We start from the raw sequence: 18498 nt of genomic DNA, 5'->3' as shown, positions 1-18498 counted from the left end.
CGGTCAGCCGTTCTCGACAGGCGTGGTGGGGTCGACGGCGCGGACACCGAAGTGGGCGAGCATCGCCGTACAGGAGCGGCAGGGTGCCGCGTAACTGCCGTGGAGCGGGTCGCCGTCCTCGCGGATGCGCCGTGCGGTGAGTTTGGCGTGCTTGAGGGAGCGGCGGGCCTCGCTGTGGGTGAGCGGTTTGCGCTGGGCGCGCTTGGAGCGGTTGTTCTCGGTGGCGGTGAGGTGCCGGGAGAGCAGGATCGCTTCGGGGCAGCGGCCGGTGAAGCGTTCCCGCTGGCTGCTGGTGAGGGTGTCGAGGAAGTCCTGGACGAGGGCGTGCAGGACGGGGGGCCGGTCGCCGCGGCCCGCGGTGCACGTGAGGGTTTCGCCGCGGACGGAGAGGGCGGCTCCGACGGTGGGGAGGATTCCGTCGCGGCGGTGTCGCAGTAAGGGTGCGCGGCTCGCCTCGGCGTCGCTGCTCCAGTTGAGGCGTGGGTCACCCTGTGTGGGCGTTGTTGCTGCGTGCATGGTGCTGGTCTTCCCCTCCTGCAATCCCCCGAGTTGCGTGGACAGCCTGCCAAATAGGGAGCCATATGGGGAAGCTGGGGCGGCGAAACGCGTCTTCGGTGTGTCGGAATCATGGTGGGCCTGTCATGGCGTCGTGACATTCGGTCACCGCCGGGCGGGGGCCGTTCGGGGTCTTGTGGCAGCGCATAGGCTGTGCGGGATCAGTCGGTAGTAGCAGTCAGCGACGCCAGTGCAGGGGGCAACCGCCATGACGACAGGTCGGCTCGGGCAGGACACCGCGCCACCGAACGCGGCCTACGCCGGGCAGGTCGTGCATTTCCCGGATCCGGTGCGTGCTTCCCGTCACCCCAGGGGGGTACGGGTGGACGAGCACGGCTACCCGGATTTCTCGCCGTACGCGCGGGCGGCGGCGGAGATCGCCGATCCGCCGGAGGGTTTCGGTGTCGACGAGCTGCGTCTGACGGACTACGTGTCGGCGAACGCGGCGATGGCGGCGACGGGTCATGAGCTGTGGGACTCGATCCCGGCGGTGGCGACGCCGCACGGCTGGACCTGGCACCACGTGGCGCGGTCGCGGCGGATGGAGCTGGTCCCGGTCGAGGTGAAGGCGCTCCTTCGGCACCACGGTGGGGTGGCGACGGCTGCGGTCGACCAGTCGAAGCGGGGTACGCGTCCGCTGCAGGAGACCCGGCCGGTGCACTTCGGGCTGCCGAAGGGCCGGGTGTCGGTGTCGGAGCAGCAGTTGCAGGGGGTCGAGGAGGATCTCGGCTACCGGCTGCCGGGGGCGTACCGCTCCTTCCTGAAGGCGGCGGGCGGGTGCGCTCCGGTGGGGGCGGCGCTCGACGCGGAGCTGGGGCTGCTGGTCGACCAGCCGTTCTTCACGGTGCGGGAGGAGGCGGGGGTCAATGACCTCGTCTATGTCAACAAGTGTCTGCGTGACCATCTGACGAAGGACTATCTGGGTGTCGCCTTCGTCCAGGGCGGTCTGATCGCGCTGAAGGTGCGGGGTGCGGCGGTCGGTTCGGTGTGGTTCTGCGCGTACGACGACGCGCGGGACTCCGGCGAGGTGGCGGCCGGTTGGACGGTGAACGAGCGGGTGGAGCGGCTGCTGCTGCCCTGTGGTGCGGACTTCGACGCGTTCCTCGGGCGTCTGGCGGGCAATCCGCCGGAGCTGGAGACGGTGGCGAACCTGATGGTGGACGGCGGCTTCGCGCGTGCCGTGCCCGTGGTCCCGGTGGGGGAGTGAGCTGGCTGTGGTGACGTTCGCGCAGGCGCAGGAGCGCGCCGAGGAATGGATCAACGGCGATCTGCCGGCGTATCAGCACCGTGAGGTGCGGGTGCGGGAGTTCGAGCTGGGGTTCGTGGTGTGGGCGGAGGACCGCGAGGGCGGTCCGACGTCGGACGGCGGGCGTCAGCGGCTGGTGATCGCGCGCAGTGGCGAGGCGACGCTGTGGCCGGGGCTGCCGGTGGGTGAGGTGATCCGGCGGTACGAGGAGGAGTACGGGGCGACGGACGAGGTTCCGGCGCAGGCGGCGGTGCCGGCGGCGCGGATCGATCTGAACCAGACGTCGTTCCTGTTGAGTCCGCCGGAGTGGCTGCAGGACGCGGCGGACAAGATCGGGCTGCCGAGGGAGGAGTCGCACGCCTCGCAGGAGAGCGCGAGTGCGTCGGCGTCGGTGGACGACGCGTCGGACGCGGTGGATGCGGTGACGCCTTCGGCTTCGGTGGCTTCGTCTGCCTCTTCTGCTTCTTCTGCTTCTTCTTCGGAGGCCGCTGCGGCTCCGGTTCCGGCTGCCGAGCCCGTCGCGGCTGCGGCTCCGGAGGGCGACGCGTACGAGCCGACGGCGATGGACGGCGTTCCGGCGGAGAGTCCTGCGGCGGCGACGCCCGCGCCGGTGGCCCCGCCGGCTCCGCCTGCTCCCGCTCCCGCGTCGTCCAGCCCGTGGGTGGACGCGAACGCGAGTTCCGGGGGTGTGGACGGGGCGGTGCCGTTGCCCGCGACCGTCTTCGCGCCGCCGCTGTCGGGTACGGACGACGAGGACGCCCCGCCGCCGGTGGTGGGCGCGGACGCGCCGACCGCCCTGATGAAGGGGGGCAGTGCGCTGCCCCCGACCGCGATCGCGCCCCGGCTCGACCCGGCCGCGCCGGCTCCGGGTGCGGTGCCCCCGGCCCCGCCGACGCCGCCGGTCGCGCCCGTGCCCGCGCCCCAGCCTTCGCCGGCTCCGGCTCCGGCCCCGGCCCCGGCTCAGGCCGGTCCGGGTGCGCCGCTGCCTCCGCCGCCCGCGCCCTCGGTGTCGGGGGCCGGGGACATCGCGGACGCCGCGACGAGCAAGGCCGCGCTGCCGCCGAAGGCCGGGCGTGGTCCGACGCCGCCTCCGCCGCCGGGGGTTCCGGGGGTGCCGGGTGGTTCGTCGGGCTCCAACGCGTACATCCCCACGCAGCTGGTGTCGCAGCTCGGGCCGGACGGGCCCCAGCCGCCCGCGCCCGCGCAGCCGGGTCCGCCCGGTCCGCCGGCCCCGCCGGGGCCGGTGACGCCGCCGCAGCCGGTGCACCACGCGGCGACGATGCTGGCCCATCCGAACCAGGGCGGTCCGGGCGCGCCTCCGCCGCCCCCGCCGCCGCCGGGTGTGCCGGGTGGCGGCACGCCCGCGGGCGGCATCGCGCATGCCGCGACGATGCTGGCGCACCCCGGTCCGGGTGGTCCGGCCGGTCCGCCGCCCCCGCCCGCTCCGGCGCCGCCGGTGCACGGCGGGCACACGCCGCCGCCCGCGCCCGGTCCGGTACCCCCGGGTCCCGTGCCGCCCGGTCCCGTGCCTCCGGGTGGTCCCGTACCCCCGGCGTACGGCTATCCGCAGCCGACGGGCCAGCCGACGGTCGGCCCCGGCTACCAGGCGGTGCTGCGCTACCGGGCACCGGACGGTTCGGAGGCGCAGATCATCCGGCGTTCGGCGCCGGGCACCCCGCATCCGGAGTGGCAGATCCTGCACGAGCTGCGGGCGATGAACGTGCCGCCGCAGCAGGTGCTCGAACTCCACACGGAGCTGGCGTCCTGTGAGCTGCCGGGTGGTTACTGCGCGCGGATGATCCGGGAGACGTGGCCGCAGGCGCGGATCACGAGCATCGCCCCGTACGGCCGTGATCACGCGGGCCGGCAGCAGGGCATGCAGCAACTCCTGACCCATCAGGGCGAGTTGCACCAGGTCGCGGACGGTCCGGCGCGTCCGGCTCCGGTGCGGGCGCCGCTGCCGCAGGTGCAGCCGGCGCCGCCGATCCCCCCGGAGGGGATCGCGCAGGAGCTGGCGGGTGCGTTCGGTCCGGGGATCCTCCGGTTCGACCAGCGGGCGGTGTCCCGGCAGGGCGTGCCGGAGATCGTGGCGCGCACGCTGGTGTGGGCGGGGCTTCCGGCGGATTTCGGTCCGTTCTTCTGGGCGCAGCCGGCGATGCCGGTGGTGCCGACGCTGGCGGAGCTGGCGGCGCAGCGGCAGGTCCAGGCCGCGCCGGACGCGAGCTCGTACCTGGTGCTCGGTTCGGACTTCGGGCGGGCGATCTGCGTCCAGTACGGGACCGCGCACATCGTGGCGGTGCCGGTGGAGGCCGGTCCGGGCGGGCAGTCGGTGCCGCCGCAGTTCGTGAACACGGGGCTGCCGGAGTTCACGCGGTCGATGGCGCTGCTCGGGCGGATGTGGCGGCTGCGGTTCGGGCTCAACCCGGAGCAGGCGGGCCGCTGGACGGTCGATTTCCAGGCGCAGTTGGCGATGCTGGATCCGGCGGCGCTGTCGTCGCCGGAGAACTGGTGGTCGGTGCTGCTCGAACAGATGTGGGACGGCTTGCTCTAGGTCTGCTCTAGGTCTGCTCTAGGCCTGCTGTAGGCAGGGGTGGACCGAATGTGATGAAAGGCGCTCGACGTGTGTGCACGTTGGGCGCCTTTTGTCCGTTCTGATGACGCATCCTGGTTGTTCGAGGCCAACGGGAAGGGGCGTCAGGGATGAGTTTCGCCGTCGGACGGGGGCGCGGGTACCGCCCCGAGCAGGTCGACCGCCACCTCGCCGCGCTCTCCGACGAGCGCGACGCCGCCTGGGAGCGGGCGGCGCGGCTCACCGTCCTCGCGAAGGAGATGGAGACGGAGGCCGCCGGGCTCCGCCTGGCCGTCAAGCAGCTCGTCCCGCATCGGTACGAGTCCCTCGGCGAGGGTGCGCAGAAGATCCTGGAGCTGGCCGAGCGGGAGGACGAGAAGCTCGTACGGGCTGCCGAGGCGGAGGCGCAGGCCCTCGCGGAGGCGGCGGACGCGGCGGCCCGGGAGGCGTCGGAGGCGGCGGAGGCGTACGCGGAGGGGGTCAGGGCGGCGGCGGAGGCGGCGGCCCGGGCGACCCTGGAGGAGGCCCGCGCGCGGGCCGAGGAGATGGGGACGATCGCCCGCCGGGACGCCGAGGGCGCCAGGGAGGCCGCGCGGGAGGCCTTCGAGGAGACCGAGCGGCGCGCGGCCGAGCTCCTGGCGGAGCAGCGGGCCGAGCAGAAGGCCGTACGGGCGGAGGCGGAGCGCACGGCCGAGGCGGAGGCGACGGCCCTGGACGCCCGCCACGAGGAGCTGATCGCGGCGGCGGAGGCGGGGCTCGCGGAGGCGCAGCGGGCCCTGGCCGAGACGGAGGAGCAGGCCCGGCACGGCCAGGAGGACGCCGAGGCCCGCGCGGAGGAGCTGCTCGCCGAGGCCAGGATGAAGGCGGAGCGGGTCGAGCGCGAGACGGAACGGGTGCTGCGGGAGCACGAGGAGGCGCGCGACGAGATCCACTCCCACATGGAGCACATCCGCAACTCGCTCGCGGCACTGACGGGCCGCCCGACGACACCGGAACCGGCATCGGAAACGACACCCGAACCGGCATCGGAACCGGCATCGGAACCGACCCCCGAACCGCGGGAAAAGGAAGGCGACTTGGGAGACGGGGAAGATCCCGAGGCCGCCGAGTAGGCTCCCGCCCCATGCTCATGAAACTGACGGCGGTCACGCTCGACTGCGCCGACCCCATGGCCCTGGCCGCGTTCTACCACCGGGCCACGGGGATCCCGCTCGCCGACCGGTCCGACGACGAGTTCGCGGGACTGCGCGGCGCGGACGGCGGCCTGTTCCTCGGCTTCCAGCGCGTCGACGGCTACCGTCCCCCGTCCTGGCCGGGCCAGGAGGTCCCGCAGCAGCTGCACCTCGACTTCGACGTCGACGACCTGGACGAGGCCACGGCCCGCCTCGTGGAGTGGGGTGCGACCGTCCCGGACGTCCAGCCCCGGCCGGACCTGTGGCGGGTGGTCCTGGACCCGGCGGGGCACCCCTTCTGCCTGACGATCCCGCGCGGGGCCGCGTAGGAGGCCCGTCCCGCCGACGGTGCGGGGGCGGCGTCAGGCGTTCTCGGGCGCGCCGCTTCCCCGGTCGGTGAGCAGTGCTTCGGCGGCGGCCGTCGCCACCACCTCGGCGACGGTGGACAGGGCGGGCGAGTCCAGCTTCCACTGCTGCCAGTACAGCGGGACGTCCATGGGCCGCGCCGGCGCCAGCTCCACCAGCCGGCCGGAGCGCAGGAGCGGCTCCGCCTGCGGTTCGGGCACCATGCCCCAGCCGAGGCCGAAGGCCACCGCGTCCCGGAACCCGTCGGAGGTGGGTACGAGGTGGCGGATGCGCCCCGCGCCCGAACGGCCCCCGGTGAGGGACCGTACGAAGGCGTCCTGGAGGGCGTCGCGCCGGTCGAAGACCACGGTCGGGGCCTCGCGCAGGTCCTCCGCCAGGGACCCGGTGAAGTGGACGGCGGCGAACTCGGGTGAGGCCGCGGCCCGGTAGCGGGCCAGGCCGAGCCGCCGTACCGTGCAGCCGGCCACCGGGTCGGGCGAGGAGGTGACGGCCGCCATCACCTGGCCCTCGCGCAGCAGGGCGGTGGTGTGGGACTCGTCCTCCCGGTGGAGCTCGAAGCAGATCGGCGGGTCCTGCGGAACCCGGGTGAGCGCGGGCAGGAACCAGGTGGCCAGGGAGTCGGCGTTGACGGCGATCGGGATCCGGACCGGGCCCTGCTCGGCCGCCAGGCCCAGTTCGGCGCGGGCGTCCCGTTCGAGCCGCGCCAGCTGCCGGGCGAACCGGACCACCACCTCGCCGGACTCGGTGGGGCGCACCGGTTTGGTGCGCATCAGCAGGACCCGGCCGGTGCGCTGCTCCAGGGCCTTGACGCGCTGGCTGACGGCGGAGGGGGTCACGTGCAGGGCGGCGGCCGCGGCGTCGAAGGTGCCCTCGTCGACCACCGCGAGCAGCGTCCGGACCTGGTCCAGGGGAAGTTCGTCCACCAGGAGAGCATAAGCAGGGCTAAGGGTACGTAAGAATCTTTAGCTGTACTCATCAGGGCGTCGTCCCTACGGTCGAAGCCATGACCAGCAGCATCCTCGCCGCCGTACTCGCCGGATTCGGAACCGGCCTCTCCCTCATCGTGGCCATCGGTGCCCAGAACGCGTTCGTCCTGCGCCAGGGCGCCCGCCGTCACGCCGTCCTCGCGGTGGTGGCGATCTGTGCCGTGTCGGACGCGGTGCTGATCGCGCTCGGCGTGGCGGGGGTGGGTGCGGTGGTCACGGCGTGGCCGGCGGCGCTGACCGCGGTGGGGCTGGTGGGCGGGGCGTTCCTGCTCGGCTACGGCTTCCTCGCGGCCCGGCGCGTGCTGCGCCCCGATCCGTCCGCCGCCCTGACCGCGGGCGGCCCGGAGGCCGGCTCGGCCCGCCGGGCGGTCCTGACCTGCCTGGCCATGACGTGGCTGAACCCGCACGTGTACCTGGACACCGTGCTGCTCCTCGGCTCGCTCGCCTCCGACCGCGGCGACCTGCGCTGGGCCTTCGGCGTGGGCGCGGCCCTGGCCAGTCTGGGCTGGTTCTTCACCCTGGGCTTCGGCGCCCGGCTGCTGAGCGGCGTCCTGTCCCGGCCGAAGGCCTGGCGCGTACTGGACGGGCTGGTCGCGGCGACCATGCTGGCGATGGGCGGAATGCTGGTGGCGGGAGCCTAGGGCGTGCCCGGCGGATCAGGCCCTGGGGCGGGCGTGAAGGTCCGAGCCTAGGACGGGCGTGCAGGTCCGAGCAGCGCCCGGCCGAGTTCGCTCGCCCGGTAGTAGACCTCGCGCCGGTACCGGTGCGAGGTCACCAGGCCGGCGTCCCGCAGCACCGCGAGGTGCTGGGAGACCGCGCCGACGCTGAGCCCGGTCTGGTGGGCGAGGCCCGTGGTGGTGGTAGGGGTGCTCGTACGGCCCAGGAGTCCCGCCCGACTGCGTCCGAGGAGCCGCGCGAGCCCGTCGCCCGGTTCGGCGCGCCGCTCCCACAGGGTGCCGACGGCCCGTACGGGATAGACGAGGCACGGCGGTACGCCCTTCCGCCCCGGGAGCAGGACGCAGCGGGCCGTGAAGGCGCTCGGGGCGAGGGTGATCCCGCCGCCGCCCAGGGCGAGGCCCCGGGCCGGGAGGCCGGGCCCGGTGAGCCGGTCCTCCGCCCACCGCAGGCTCGGGTGGAGGTGGGCGAAGACCTCCTGGATGCCGTCCTCGGAGAGCTGCCGGGTGCGGTACGCGAGGTCGGCCTCCAGTACGGCCCTGATCCGGGGCCAGTACGGCCGCACCCCGGCAGCCCACCAGTCGAGCAGGGCCTCCCGGTGTCCGGGCAGCCCCGTCGCGAGCTCCTCCTCGATCTCGGCGAGCGGGCAGCGCGGCGGGGGCGCGAGGGCTTCGAGCTCGGGCAGGTGCGGGAGCAGGTCGGTGCGCTCCCGGCCGACGGTCAACGCCGTTTTGATCCAGGGGAGATGGAGGGCGTGGCCCCCCGGGTCGGCGGAGGCCCGCAGCGCCGCGACGGACTCCCACAGGGGTGACACGGCGAACCGGAGCTGCGCCAGGTCGTCGACCCCGAACCGTATCTCTCCCACCGGCACCCCCACCCACGAGCTTTTCGCCCAGACTAAAACAATGGTCGGCCCCGGCCGGGGGTGATGGTGTTCGCCGACATGACCACCACGACCCTTGAACGCCCCCGGCTCTTCCGGCTCCCGGACTTCCGCCGGCTGTGGATCGCCGACACCGTGAGCCAGGCCGGTACGGCGATCACCGTCCTCGCGCTGCCCCTCGTGGCGATCGGCCCGCTGCACGCGTCCCCGTTCCAGGCGGGACTACTGGTGACGTGCGAGTACCTGGGCTTCCTCCTCCTCGGGCTGCCCGCCGGGGCGTGGGTGGACCGGATGCGCCGCCGCCGCGTGATGATCGTGGGCGATCTCGCCCGGGCCGCGCTGCTCGCGAGCCTCCCGCTCGCCGCGTGGCTCGGTGTGCTGACCCTGCCTCAGCTGTACGGGGTGGCCTTCGGGTTGTCCGTCTGCACGGCCTTCTTCGACATCGCGTACCAGAGCCATCTGCCCCAACTCGTCGACGGCGAGCGGCTGGTGGAGGCGAACGTGGCCCTGGAGGCGTCCCGTACGGTCACGGCGGCCGGCGGTCCCGGCGCGGGCGGCGCGCTCGTGGCGGCGGTGACGGCCCCGGTGGCGCTGGTGGTGGACGCCGTCAGCTTCCTCGCCTCCGCGCTGTTCCTCTCCCGGATCCGCCGCCCCGACCCCCGGCCGGAGCGGGCCCCCGGGGCCCGGCTGCGGGACGAGATCGCGGAGGGGCTGCGGTTCGTGTTCCGCGACCGGCTGTTGCGGGCGCTGACGATCGCCGCCGCGATCTCCAACCTGTGCGGCACGGTCGGTGCCTCGATGCTCCTGGTGCTGCTGGCGGGGGACCTGGGCATGTCGCCGTTCCTGTGCGGGCTCGTGTTCACGGCGGAGGCGCTCGGCGGCTTCCTCGGCAGCCTCCTCGTGACCCGTGTCGCGGCCCGTCTCGGCGAAGGCCGCGCGATGGTCGCCTCCGTCGTGGTCAGCGGGACGCTGTGGCTGCTCGCGGTGCCGTTCTTCCACGCGGACGGGCGGTACGCGGTGGCGTGCCTGCTCCAGGGCCTGGGCTGGACCGCCTTCATGACCTTCAAGGTCGGCACGGTGTCCCTCCGCCAGCGCCTCACCCCCGCCCCGCTCCTCGGCCGCGTGAATGCGACCTTCCGCTTCCTGGCCTGGGGCTCCATGCCGCTCGGCGCCCTGGCGGGCGGGCTCGTGGGCCAGTACGTGAGCGTGCGGGCGGCCCTGTGGACGGGCGCGGTGGGCGAACTCCTTGCCGTGGTGCCGTTGTTGGTGGCGGTACGGGGGCGCCGGGCACTCGACATTTAGTCTGCGCGGAGATAGTCTATGGACACATCATCCGGTCGAAGGAGGCCCGCCATGTGGGAGTACGAGCACGGCATCGAGACCACCGCCACCCCGGAGGCGATCTGGCGCCTCTGGGCCGACGTCGAGAACTGGGGCGCCTGGAACGCCGAGATCGAGAAGATCGAGATCAGCGGCCCGTTCGAGGAGGGCGCGCGGATCACGATGACGCCGCCCGGCGACGACCCGGTCGAGCTGGTCGTCGCCGAGGCCGTCGAGGACGAACTGTTCGTCGACGAGGCCCGCTTCGGCGATCTGCTGCTGCGCACCGTCCACCGGATCGACCGGCTCGACCGGGACCGGGTGCGGGTCGTGTACCGCATGGAGATCACCGGCACCGGCGCGGACGAGGCCGGCCCGCAGATCGGCCCCGGCATCACCGCCGACTGGCCCGACACCATGGCCTCCCTCGTCGAACTGGCCCGGCGCTGATGGCGCTCGACCCCGGCAAGAGCCCCGGATTCCTGCTCTGGCACGCCACGCTGCGCTGGCAGCGGGACATCGCCGCCGCCCTGGCCCCCCTCGGCCTCACGCACGTGCAGTTCGTCCTGCTCGCCTGCGCCTGGTGGCTCAACACCCAGGGCGAACACCCCAACCAGCTGGCCCTCGCCCGCCAGGCCGGCACCGACGTCAAGATGACCTCCCAGGTCCTGCGCACCCTGGAGAACAAGGGCCTCGTCGCCCGCGAGGTCGACCCGGCCGACACCCGCGCCAAGCGCCTGCGCGTCACCGACGCCGGCGCCGCGCTGGCGCCCCGCGCGATCGCCGCCGTCGAGCAGGTCGACGCGGAGTTCTTCCAGCCGGTACCGGTCGAGGACGCGATCACCCTGCTCGGCCGCCTGGCCCATCCCGAAACCTGATTGCCGGTGGCGGTAGGGGGACGACTACTGTCGTCCCCCCAGGGGAGGGAACAACTTGAAGCACATACGCATCTCCAGCCGCCGCCGTCTCACGGCGGCGGCCGTCACCGCCGTCCTCGCGGTGACCGGCGGCACGATCGCCACGACCCCGGCCACGGCCGCACCGGTCCCGGTCCCGACGACCGCCGCCGACGAGTCGCCGCAGACCACCCCGGTCCGTTTCCCGCTGAACGCCGAGGTCGTGAGCGCCGGCGCGACGGGGTTCCTGTCCCGGACCAACGGTACGACTCCCGAGTACCGCTGGACCCGGTACGCGGACGGCACGTCGACGGTGCTGTCGGGCTGGGCCGTGGGGGGGCGGCTCCGACGTCGTGGCGACCGGGGACGGCTCGCAGCCGTGGGAGAGCCAGGTCGTCACGGTGCGCGACATGGCCTCGCCCTCGGCGGAGCCGGTGCAGGTCGACCTTCGGGCGCTCGGGGAGCACTACTTCTTCGGCGGCATGGCCGGCTCGACGCTGATCGCCCACGACAGGCCGGCCGACGGGGTGTCGACGGTCCGTCTCGTCACGGTCGCCGACGGACGTGTGACCGATCGCGCGGTGCCCGGACTCCCGGGAGGAGACTGCTGGTTCGCGGACGCCTACGCTCCCGGACTCGCTGTTTTCAACTGCGCCACTTCCGACGCGGGATTGGACTCGGCTGTCGTCGACCTCGCCACGGACACCGTCGTGGACATGCGCCCGGCCAGTGAATCGGTCTGGTGGCCGAACGCCGTCTCGACGACACACGTGGCCTGGCAGGAGCTGGACGACCGCGGGCAGGGCCGGATCGCCGTGTCCCGCCTGGGCTCCACCGACGTGCGATACGTCGAGGGCACCGGTATCGACCCGGAGAGTTTCCGGCTGCTCGGCGGCTGGGTGCTCTCGGGGTACCGGGTCGCCCTTGAGCAGCGCGCGCCGTACGCTCCGGGGCGCCCGTTCCTCGCCCGCCACCCGGAGACGGGTGAGACCATCGAGCTCCTTACCCACTACTCGTCCGCCGTGCCCGCCCCGGACGGCTCCCTGCTCGTACGCGGCGGCACGCTCGACCGGAACGAGGGCCTCTACCGGGTGTCGCTCGACGGGAACGGGAAGCCGCGGGCCGAGCTCGTCGCCACCACCGGGCAGTCGACGGCCGTGACGTACCTCGGCACCACCGTCCCGAGTACGTTCACCTTCGACCGCATCGGTCAGGGCGCCGACCTCACCTGGCAGTTCTCCCGTACGGATACGGACGTGTGGCTGACGCTCGTCCACGAGCGGACCGGCGAGCGTCTGCAGCGGAGGATCTGGTCCACGGACCCGGAGGCCGTCAACGAGGCCCGTCGGGACGGGCAGACCATCAGCTGGCGCTGGGACGGCTCGAACCCGGTCAACCCGCTGAAGGCCGCGTACAACGGCGCGTACACCTGGGAGATCAAGGCCGTCCCGGACGACGGCATCGGGCCGGAGGCGAAGGCCTCCGGGCGGTTCACGGTGAACCGCGCTCCCGTGCCGCACGACTACGACGACAACGGAACCCCCGACATCCTGCTGCACGTCGACGGCGGCGGTGCTCTCCTGCGCGCGGACACCAACAAGACCGCTTCCGGTGACAGTGTCCGGCACGTACTCGACTACGTGCCCCGCGTCGGGGTTGGCTGGGGCATCTACGACCGCATCGAGTCGGTCGGGGACGTCGCCGGCACCCGCGTGGACGACGTGGTCGGACGGGACGAGAACGGTGTGCTCTGGCTCTACCAGGGCACCGGCAACGGCGACGAGCCCCTCCGAGGCCGGGTCAGGGTCGGCAGTGGCTGGGGGATCTACGACCAGCTCGCCGGCGGCAGCGACCTGACCGGCGACGGCCGGTCCGACCTCGTCGCCACGGACAAGGCCGGCGTCCTCTGGCTCTACAAGGGAACGGGCAACGCCTCCGCCCCCTTCGGCGCCCGCAAGAAGGTCGGCGGCGGCTGGGGCGTCTACAACCAGCTCACCGCGACCGGCAACCTCGCCGGCGCGGGCGCCGGTGACCTCGTCGCCCGCGACAAGGACGGTGTCCTCTGGCTCTACCTCGGCAAGGGCGACGGCACCTTCGCCGCCCGTACCAGGGTCGGCGGCGGCTGGAACGCGTACCCGCACGTGGTCGCGATCGGCGACGGCACCGGCGACGGCCGGGCCGACCTGGTCGCCTTCGACGCGAAGGGCCGTTCGTACACGTACGCGGGGACCGGTGACTACCGCGCCCCCCTCAAGGGCCGGGTCGAGTTCGCCCTGATCGCCGACCAGTACTGGCTCCGCCTCCTGCACGTCCTCTGACGGTCCAGGGGCGGAATCGCCTCACTCCGTCCCGCGCCGCTTCCCCCTCCCCCAGGACCGGGAAGCGGCGCGGTTCTGCGCGGGTCACTCGACCTTCAGGCACACCCGGGTACTGAAACACCCTGACCCGCCCCTCACGCGAGGGCGCACTCCGCCCACACCGTCTTCCCCGGCGCGCCGAGCCTCGGGCGCCAGCCCCACCGGTCGGCGAGCGCGTCGACGAGCAGCAACCCCCGACCCCCTTCCGCGAGTTCCGGCTCCGGAAGGCGGCCGGGGCGCGGCGGTACGCGCTCGGCGCGGGTGTCGCTCACCTCGATCCGCGCGACGTCCGTGACCCGCAGCAGCAGGTGGAAGTCCCGCCCCGGCACATGCCCGTGCCGCACCGCGTTCGCCGCCAGCTCGGCCGCGACCAGGACGGTGGTCTCGTGCGCCCCGGTCCCGTACGGGACACCCCACTCGTCCAGTCGGACGCCGACGAGCCGGCGCGCGAGCCGTGCGCCCCGGGCGGTCGACGTGAACTGGAGAGCGAAGATCCTGCTGCCCAAGTAAGGGGAGGCGCTGGAGAGTTGGGTGGTGTCGGTGGGGTCGAAGTTGTTGCTCTTCATGCCTCCCACGCTCCTCTCGGTGGCGTAGCGTGACCAGTGGTGACGCACCGACGCGATCTGCTTGTACGTGTCGTGCCGGTGCCGGTACGAGAGGCGGGGTGCGTTGGCGGAGGAAGAGCCTGGGGGTGAGGCCGGCCAGGCAGCGGACAAGTCCGGCAAGGGCGTGGTGGCTGCATTCGGACAGAGCCTGAAGACGCTGCGGGTGCGGGCGAAGATGGAGCGGGAGGAGCTCGGCAAACGGCTGGGCTACTCCGCGTCGACCATCGCCTCCTTCGAGCAGGGCCGGAGAATCCCGCCGCCGCGCGCGGTCGACCAGTCGGACGAGGTGCTGGACGCGGGCGGGTTGCTCTCGGTGTGGAAGGACCAGCTGGAGAAGGCGCAGTACCCGGCGTTCTTCCGGGGGATGGCGCAGCTGGAGAAGCAAGCCATAGAACTGCTGTCGTACGACACCCTGGTGATCAAGGGGCTGTTGCAGACCGAGGAGTACATGCGGGCGGTGCTGAGCAACCGGCGTCCGCCGCTCGACGCCGAGACCATCGAGCAGCGCGTGACCGCCCGGCTGGCCCGACAGGCCATCTTCGACCGACGCCCCGCGCCCTTCCTCAGCTTCGTCATGTGCGAATCGGTGCTGCGGCGGAAGGTCGGTGGCAGGGAGGTGCTGCGCGGGCAGTTGGAGCAGCTCCTCCTCATCGGCCGGCAGAGGAACGTCGAGATCCAGGTCATGCCGCTCGATGGTGAGGACAACGCGGGCTTGGAAGGGCCGTTCACGGTCGTCACCCGCGAGGACGGCAAGAGGTTCGTGTACGCCGAAGCCCAGAGCACGAGTGCCTTGGAGACCGACCCCAAGCAGACGGTTCTCGCCGCAGCCCGCTATGGGATCATCCGGTCGCAGGCTCTCAGCCCGCGAGAGTCACTGGAGTTCATCGAGAAATTGTTGGGAGAGCTATGAACAGCGCGGAGTCCCTCGCCTGGTTCAAGAGCAGCTACAGCGGCGGTGACGGCGGCGACTGCGTCGAGGTCGCTGTCGGCGCGGGAGCCGTGCACGTCCGTGACTCCAAGGACGTGAGCCGCCCGTCCCTCCGGGTCTCGCCCGACGCCTGGGCCGGTTTCATCGGGCTCGCCTCGGCCGAGTAGTACAGCCCGCCGTTGTACGTGTGAGAGCCCTGCCGTCCGAGCCGGACGGCAGGGCTCTCCGGCTGGATGATCTACGTCCCGGGGCGGTATGCCTCCAGGCGGTCGGCCAGTTCCCTGGGGTGACCGAGCATGGGGCAGTGGTCACCGGGCATCTCGTCGGGTGTGATGCCCAGGCGTTCCCGCACGATCCGGCGCATGTACTCGGCGGGGAAGAAGCGGTCGTCCCTGGCCAGGAGGAACTTCGTGGGCACATCCGGCCACGCGGCCAGTGGCCATGGCTTCTTGAGCGGCGTGGCCGATTGCGTGCGCGTGTGCTTCTGGGCCTCGGCGGCCAGTGCCGGCGGGGTGTCGTGGTGGAACAGGGCGACGTCGTCTTCCGGGTCGCTGCCGTCGCGTTCGTCTTGTTCGCGCCTGGCCTGCTCGTAGCCGGTGTTGGCCCACCACTCGCCCGGACTCTCGCCCGGTGCCGGGACCTGCGCCTGCAGCATCACCAGCACGTCCGCCTGCACGCGGCCGCACACCAGCGGTGCGGTGAACCCGCCGAAGGAATGGGCCACCAAGATCAGGTCGGTGCGATCGCCGATGGCGTCGACCACGGTGTCGGCGTACTCGGCCAGCCCGGCCGAGTCGTCGTCGCAGGGCAGGTCCACCGCCACGACGTCATGGCCCCGCCTTCGCAGCTCGGCCTCCAGCAGGTGCCAGTACCACGGGTCGGACGCGGCACCGGGAATCAACACGTACGTAGCCATCGCCGGCGACCTCTCCTGTAGCGAACACGGCGCCTCGACGCCTTCGTTTTCAGCAACTGAGGGTGCTCAGATGCCGGTAGAGCTCCTTGTGTCCTTCCGGGTCGGGGTGCAGACCGTCGACGAGCAGGTGGGGTCGGTCGCGGAGCGGCTCCCACATGTCGAGGAAGTCGATGTGGTTCTCCTCGCACCAGGTCTGCAGGATGGCACGCAGCGCGAGCGCCCGCTCCGTGGTGAAGCGGAGGCCCTCGTAATCGCCGAGCCGCGTCTCGTCGACCCAGATCGGTCCGACCACGACCATGCGCGCGTTGTGCTGCCGGGCTGTCGCGGCCAGCGAGACGAGAGGGTCGGTGACGTGCGGCAACGCGTCGCGGTCGGTGTCCGACGCGGCGACGGGCAGGGCGGAGTCGTTGATCCCGGCGGCCACGACGAGCGTGTCGGGGTGGCGGGGAGCCAGGAGCGGCGGTATCTGCTCGCTGACGTCCGTCAGACTGCTGCCGGGGATGGCCAGGTTGAAGACCCGGTGCTGGGTCTCGTTCGCCGCGATGTGGGCAGCCGAGAAGTGTGCGGCCCAGCCTCCCTGAGGGTCGCAGCGTCCATAGGCGATGCTGTCGCCGACGATCACGACGCGTGCCGCCGCGCGCAGCGCCCGCGCGTCCAGGTAGGCCCAGGCGGTCTCCCCCGAGGCGAGGAGTACTCGCCGCCGGGCGTAGTCGTCCACCTCGTAGTCGTCGGCAGCGGCCAGCTCCTGGTCGCTCAGACGCAGGACGGCGCCCTCGACCGTGGCGCCGAGCTTCCGCTCCAGAGTCAGGTGCACGTCCTGGCCGCTGGTGGCGATCACGGACTCGTCGGTGATGGTCAGGGGCCTGGTCGTGTAACCGGCCAGTGACGCCGCGGTCGTCGGTACCGTGCGACCGAAGAGAGCGGTCTGGACCCGCTGGTCCAGCAGCGTGCCGAAGGAGAACAGGGCGTGGGGGCGCGGCTCGCTCACGTCGTGGCCTTTCACTGAGAATGATCAAGTCAGCCTATCGGCCCCAAGAATCTCGCCCCGGACCGCCAAGCTGCCCAGACCGCCAAGCTGCCCGGACCGCTAGGCCGCCCAGAGCGCGAGGCCGACCGCGATCGAGCAGACCGCGAGGCCCGTGACGAGGGCGCGGGCCGGGACGGACAGGCGGCGGACGGCGGGCGTGCAGAGCAGGGCGATCGGTACGGCCGCGATGCCGAGGCAGATCAACACCCAGGAGAACGGGATCCCTTCGGTCGGCCCCCTGTCCGCCTCCGCCCACAGCGCCAGGAACCCCAGGCCCCAGAGCAGGAACAGGGCGACCGACCACAGCCCGGCCGCCACCATGGCGACGCCGATCCCACGGCGGGACGGCGCCGGGCGGGCCGGGCCGTAGAGCGTCGCGTACGTGTCGGGGTTCAAAGCCGGCTCCTTCGGATGAGGTGACCCCATCGTCGGGTCCGGGGCGCCGTCCGGGCATGGGTGCGACTGCTCAACTTCTGGCGGGGCAGGTACTCAGTCCTCCTCCTTCAGGACCGGGAAGCGGCGCGGGGCCAGCGTGAGGAGGGCCAGGAGGGCGAGGGCCGCCGCTGCCGCCGCGCCCAGGTAGACCCGGTCCACCGCCGCGTCGACCGCCCGGCGGATCTCGTCGGTGGCGGTCAGGGCGCGGGCCAGCGTGTCGAGGTCCGTGTCCGCGCCGAGGCGCGCCGCCAGGACGCCGTTGGCGATCGCGCCGAAGAGTGCCGCGCCGACGCTCTGGCCGACCTGGCGGCAGAAGAGGACCGAGGCCGTCGTCGTGCCCCTCTCCTCGTACGGGACGGTCGACTGCACGCCGACGATCAGCGGCAGCTGGAAGAGGCCGAGGGATCCACCGAGCAGCAGCATCAGGAGGGCCGGCTGCCAGGGTTCGCCGGGGAACGGCAGGAACGGGAACGCGAGCAGCAGGAGCAGGGCGAGCGAGATGCCCAGGATCGCGGTGAGGCGGAACCCTATGCGGGTGTAGACCCGGTTCGACAGCGCGGCCGTGATCGGCCAGCTCAACGTCCATGAGGAGAGGACGAAGCCGGCCGCTATCGGGCCCAGGCCCAGGACCGACTGGGCGTACGTCGGCAGGAAGACCGTCGGGGCGACCATCAGCAGGCCGAGGGCCCCGAGGGCGAGGTTGACGGCGGCTATCGTGCGGCGGCGCCAGACCCAGCCGGGGATGATCGGTTCGGCCGCGCGCCGCTCGATGACGACGGTGAGCGCGGCGAGGGCGGCGGCTCCGCCGAGGAGGCCGAGGGACGGGGCGGACAGCCAGGGCCAGGCGACGCCGCCCTGGACGAGCGCGGTGACGAGTACGGCTCCGGTGGCGAAGATCGCGAGCGCGCCCGCCCAGTCCACGCGGACCCGGGCCCGGGGCGCGGTGCGGCCGGGTTCCAGCAGGTGGCGGGCGATCAGCCAGAGGGCGACCAGGCCGACCGGGACGTTGATGAGGAAGATCCAGCGCCAGTCCGCGTAGCCGGCGAGGAGGCCGCCGACGGCCGGTCCCGCGATGGAGGAGGCGGCCCAGACCGAGGACAGTTTCGCCTGGATCTTGGGGCGTTCCTTCAGGGGGTACAGGTCGGCGGCGATGGTCTGGACGGTGCCCTGGAGGGCGCCGCCGCCGAGGCCCTGGACGATGCGGAAGGCGATCAGGGAGGCCATGTTCCAGGCGGCGGCGCAGAGCACGGAGCCGATGAGGAACAGAACGGTTCCGGCGATGAGGACGGGCTTGCGGCCGAAGGTGTCGCTGAGCTTCCCGTACACGGGCAGGGTGACCGTGACGGCGAGCAGATAGCCGGAGAAGAGCCAGGAGAAGACGGAGAGTCCGCCGAGGTCGCCGACGATCTGGGGGACGGCGGTGGACACGATCGTGCCGTCGAGGGCGGCGAGCCCCATGGCGAGCATCAGGGCTGCCACTACGGGGCCGCGGCGGGCGGTGCCAGGGATGGACGCGGGCGTCGGATCGGCGTCCGCCCGGGTCGTCGACGGTTCCGTCACCG

Annotated in this window: 19 protein-coding genes; 11 read left to right on the top strand and 8 right to left on the bottom strand. The window is 72.8% G+C overall.

The window, feature by feature from the left end; genetic code table 11:
* Positions 1 to 3: 3 nt before the first annotated feature.
* Entirely contained in the window at positions 4 to 516 is a 513-nt protein-coding gene (locus SVTN_RS15425) for a YwqJ-related putative deaminase (protein ID WP_041129620.1), read from the bottom strand.
* A gap of 247 nt (positions 517 to 763) precedes the next feature.
* On the opposite strand from SVTN_RS15425, the gene SVTN_RS15420 reads away from it, so the two are divergent.
* From SVTN_RS15420 to SVTN_RS15405, 4 genes are all read left to right on the top strand, one after another.
* The gene (locus SVTN_RS15420) at positions 764 to 1762 is read left to right on the top strand and encodes an SMI1/KNR4 family protein (RefSeq protein WP_078908366.1); all 999 of its coding nucleotides are present in this window, start codon (positions 764 to 766) and stop codon (positions 1760 to 1762) included.
* A 7-nt stretch (positions 1763 to 1769) separates the two neighbouring features.
* Positions 1770 to 4352 carry an SUKH-4 family immunity protein gene (locus tag SVTN_RS15415; RefSeq protein ID WP_041133918.1) on the top strand — a complete coding sequence of 861 codons (2583 nt, stop codon included), beginning with the start codon at positions 1770 to 1772 and terminating at the stop codon, positions 4350 to 4352.
* 149 nt (positions 4353 to 4501) lie between these two features.
* On the top strand, positions 4502 to 5482 hold the full coding sequence (locus SVTN_RS15410; RefSeq protein WP_052499129.1) for a coiled-coil domain-containing protein: 981 nt from the start codon (positions 4502 to 4504) through the stop codon (positions 5480 to 5482).
* Positions 5483 to 5493: 11 nt separating this feature from the next.
* Positions 5494 to 5871 (top strand): VOC family protein, encoded by a 378-nt coding sequence (locus tag SVTN_RS15405; protein WP_052499128.1) that lies wholly within the window; start codon positions 5494 to 5496, stop codon positions 5869 to 5871.
* A 33-nt stretch (positions 5872 to 5904) separates the two neighbouring features.
* On the opposite strand, the gene SVTN_RS15400 is transcribed toward SVTN_RS15405, so the two are convergent.
* Entirely contained in the window at positions 5905 to 6831 is a 927-nt protein-coding gene (locus tag SVTN_RS15400) for a LysR family transcriptional regulator ArgP (RefSeq protein ID WP_041129618.1), read from the bottom strand.
* Between the two features lie 80 nt (positions 6832 to 6911).
* Between SVTN_RS15400 and SVTN_RS15395 the strand changes: the two genes are divergently transcribed.
* Complete coding sequence (locus SVTN_RS15395; RefSeq protein ID WP_041129617.1) at positions 6912 to 7535, top strand: LysE/ArgO family amino acid transporter; 624 nt, start codon at positions 6912 to 6914, stop codon at positions 7533 to 7535.
* A 47-nt stretch (positions 7536 to 7582) separates the two neighbouring features.
* Here the strand turns inward: SVTN_RS15395 and SVTN_RS15390 are convergent, their stop codons facing one another.
* Positions 7583 to 8434, bottom strand: a complete 852-nt coding sequence (locus SVTN_RS15390) for an ArsR/SmtB family transcription factor (protein WP_041129616.1) — start codon at positions 8432 to 8434, stop codon at positions 7583 to 7585.
* 78 nt (positions 8435 to 8512) lie between these two features.
* Between SVTN_RS15390 and SVTN_RS15385 the strand changes: the two genes are divergently transcribed.
* The 4 genes from SVTN_RS15385 (at position 8513) to SVTN_RS15370 (ending at position 12986) form a co-directional block, all read left to right on the top strand.
* Positions 8513 to 9754 (top strand): MFS transporter, encoded by a 1242-nt coding sequence (locus tag SVTN_RS15385; RefSeq protein WP_041133915.1) that lies wholly within the window; start codon positions 8513 to 8515, stop codon positions 9752 to 9754.
* Positions 9755 to 9805: 51 nt separating this feature from the next.
* Positions 9806 to 10222 carry an SRPBCC family protein gene (locus SVTN_RS15380; RefSeq protein ID WP_041129615.1) on the top strand — a complete coding sequence of 139 codons (417 nt, stop codon included), beginning with the start codon at positions 9806 to 9808 and terminating at the stop codon, positions 10220 to 10222.
* Positions 10222 to 10650, top strand: a complete 429-nt coding sequence (locus tag SVTN_RS15375) for a MarR family winged helix-turn-helix transcriptional regulator (RefSeq protein WP_041129614.1) — start codon at positions 10222 to 10224, stop codon at positions 10648 to 10650. The genes SVTN_RS15380 and SVTN_RS15375 overlap by 1 nt, the downstream gene beginning before the upstream one ends.
* A 371-nt stretch (positions 10651 to 11021) precedes the next feature.
* Entirely contained in the window at positions 11022 to 12986 is a 1965-nt protein-coding gene (locus SVTN_RS15370) for an FG-GAP repeat domain-containing protein (protein WP_052499125.1), read from the top strand.
* Positions 12987 to 13120: 134 nt separating this feature from the next.
* On the opposite strand, the gene SVTN_RS15365 is transcribed toward SVTN_RS15370, so the two are convergent.
* Positions 13121 to 13591, bottom strand: coding sequence for an ATP-binding protein (locus SVTN_RS15365; RefSeq protein ID WP_174518259.1), 471 nt, complete (start codon positions 13589 to 13591; stop codon positions 13121 to 13123).
* A gap of 103 nt (positions 13592 to 13694) precedes the next feature.
* On the opposite strand from SVTN_RS15365, the gene SVTN_RS15360 reads away from it, so the two are divergent.
* Together SVTN_RS15360 and SVTN_RS15355 are read left to right on the top strand one after the other, a co-directional pair.
* Complete coding sequence (locus SVTN_RS15360) at positions 13695 to 14540, top strand: helix-turn-helix domain-containing protein (RefSeq protein WP_041129612.1); 846 nt, start codon at positions 13695 to 13697, stop codon at positions 14538 to 14540.
* Positions 14537 to 14725 (top strand): DUF397 domain-containing protein, encoded by a 189-nt coding sequence (locus SVTN_RS15355; protein ID WP_041129611.1) that lies wholly within the window; start codon positions 14537 to 14539, stop codon positions 14723 to 14725. The genes SVTN_RS15360 and SVTN_RS15355 overlap by 4 nt, the downstream gene beginning before the upstream one ends.
* Positions 14726 to 14796: 71 nt before the next feature.
* On the opposite strand, the gene SVTN_RS15350 is transcribed toward SVTN_RS15355, so the two are convergent.
* From SVTN_RS15350 to SVTN_RS15335, 4 genes are all read right to left on the bottom strand, one after another.
* Positions 14797 to 15474 carry an alpha/beta fold hydrolase gene (locus SVTN_RS15350; protein WP_041129610.1) on the bottom strand — a complete coding sequence of 226 codons (678 nt, stop codon included), beginning with the start codon at positions 15472 to 15474 and terminating at the stop codon, positions 14797 to 14799.
* Between the two features lie 49 nt (positions 15475 to 15523).
* Entirely contained in the window at positions 15524 to 16462 is a 939-nt protein-coding gene (locus SVTN_RS15345) for a GDSL-type esterase/lipase family protein (protein WP_041129609.1), read from the bottom strand.
* A 99-nt stretch (positions 16463 to 16561) separates the two neighbouring features.
* The gene (locus SVTN_RS15340) at positions 16562 to 16897 is read right to left on the bottom strand and encodes a hypothetical protein (RefSeq protein WP_052499124.1); all 336 of its coding nucleotides are present in this window, start codon (positions 16895 to 16897) and stop codon (positions 16562 to 16564) included.
* Between the two features lie 93 nt (positions 16898 to 16990).
* On the bottom strand, positions 16991 to 18445 hold the full coding sequence (locus SVTN_RS15335; RefSeq protein ID WP_245727908.1) for an MFS transporter: 1455 nt from the start codon (positions 18443 to 18445) through the stop codon (positions 16991 to 16993).
* Between the last annotated feature and the right edge of the window lie 53 nt (positions 18446 to 18498).

It is taken from the genome of Streptomyces vietnamensis (assembly GCF_000830005.1).
Lineage (GTDB): Bacteria > Actinomycetota > Actinomycetes > Streptomycetales > Streptomycetaceae > Streptomyces > Streptomyces vietnamensis.
Note: the sequence above shows the minus strand (reverse complement) of the source record. Positions and strands in the feature narration are given on the sequence as shown.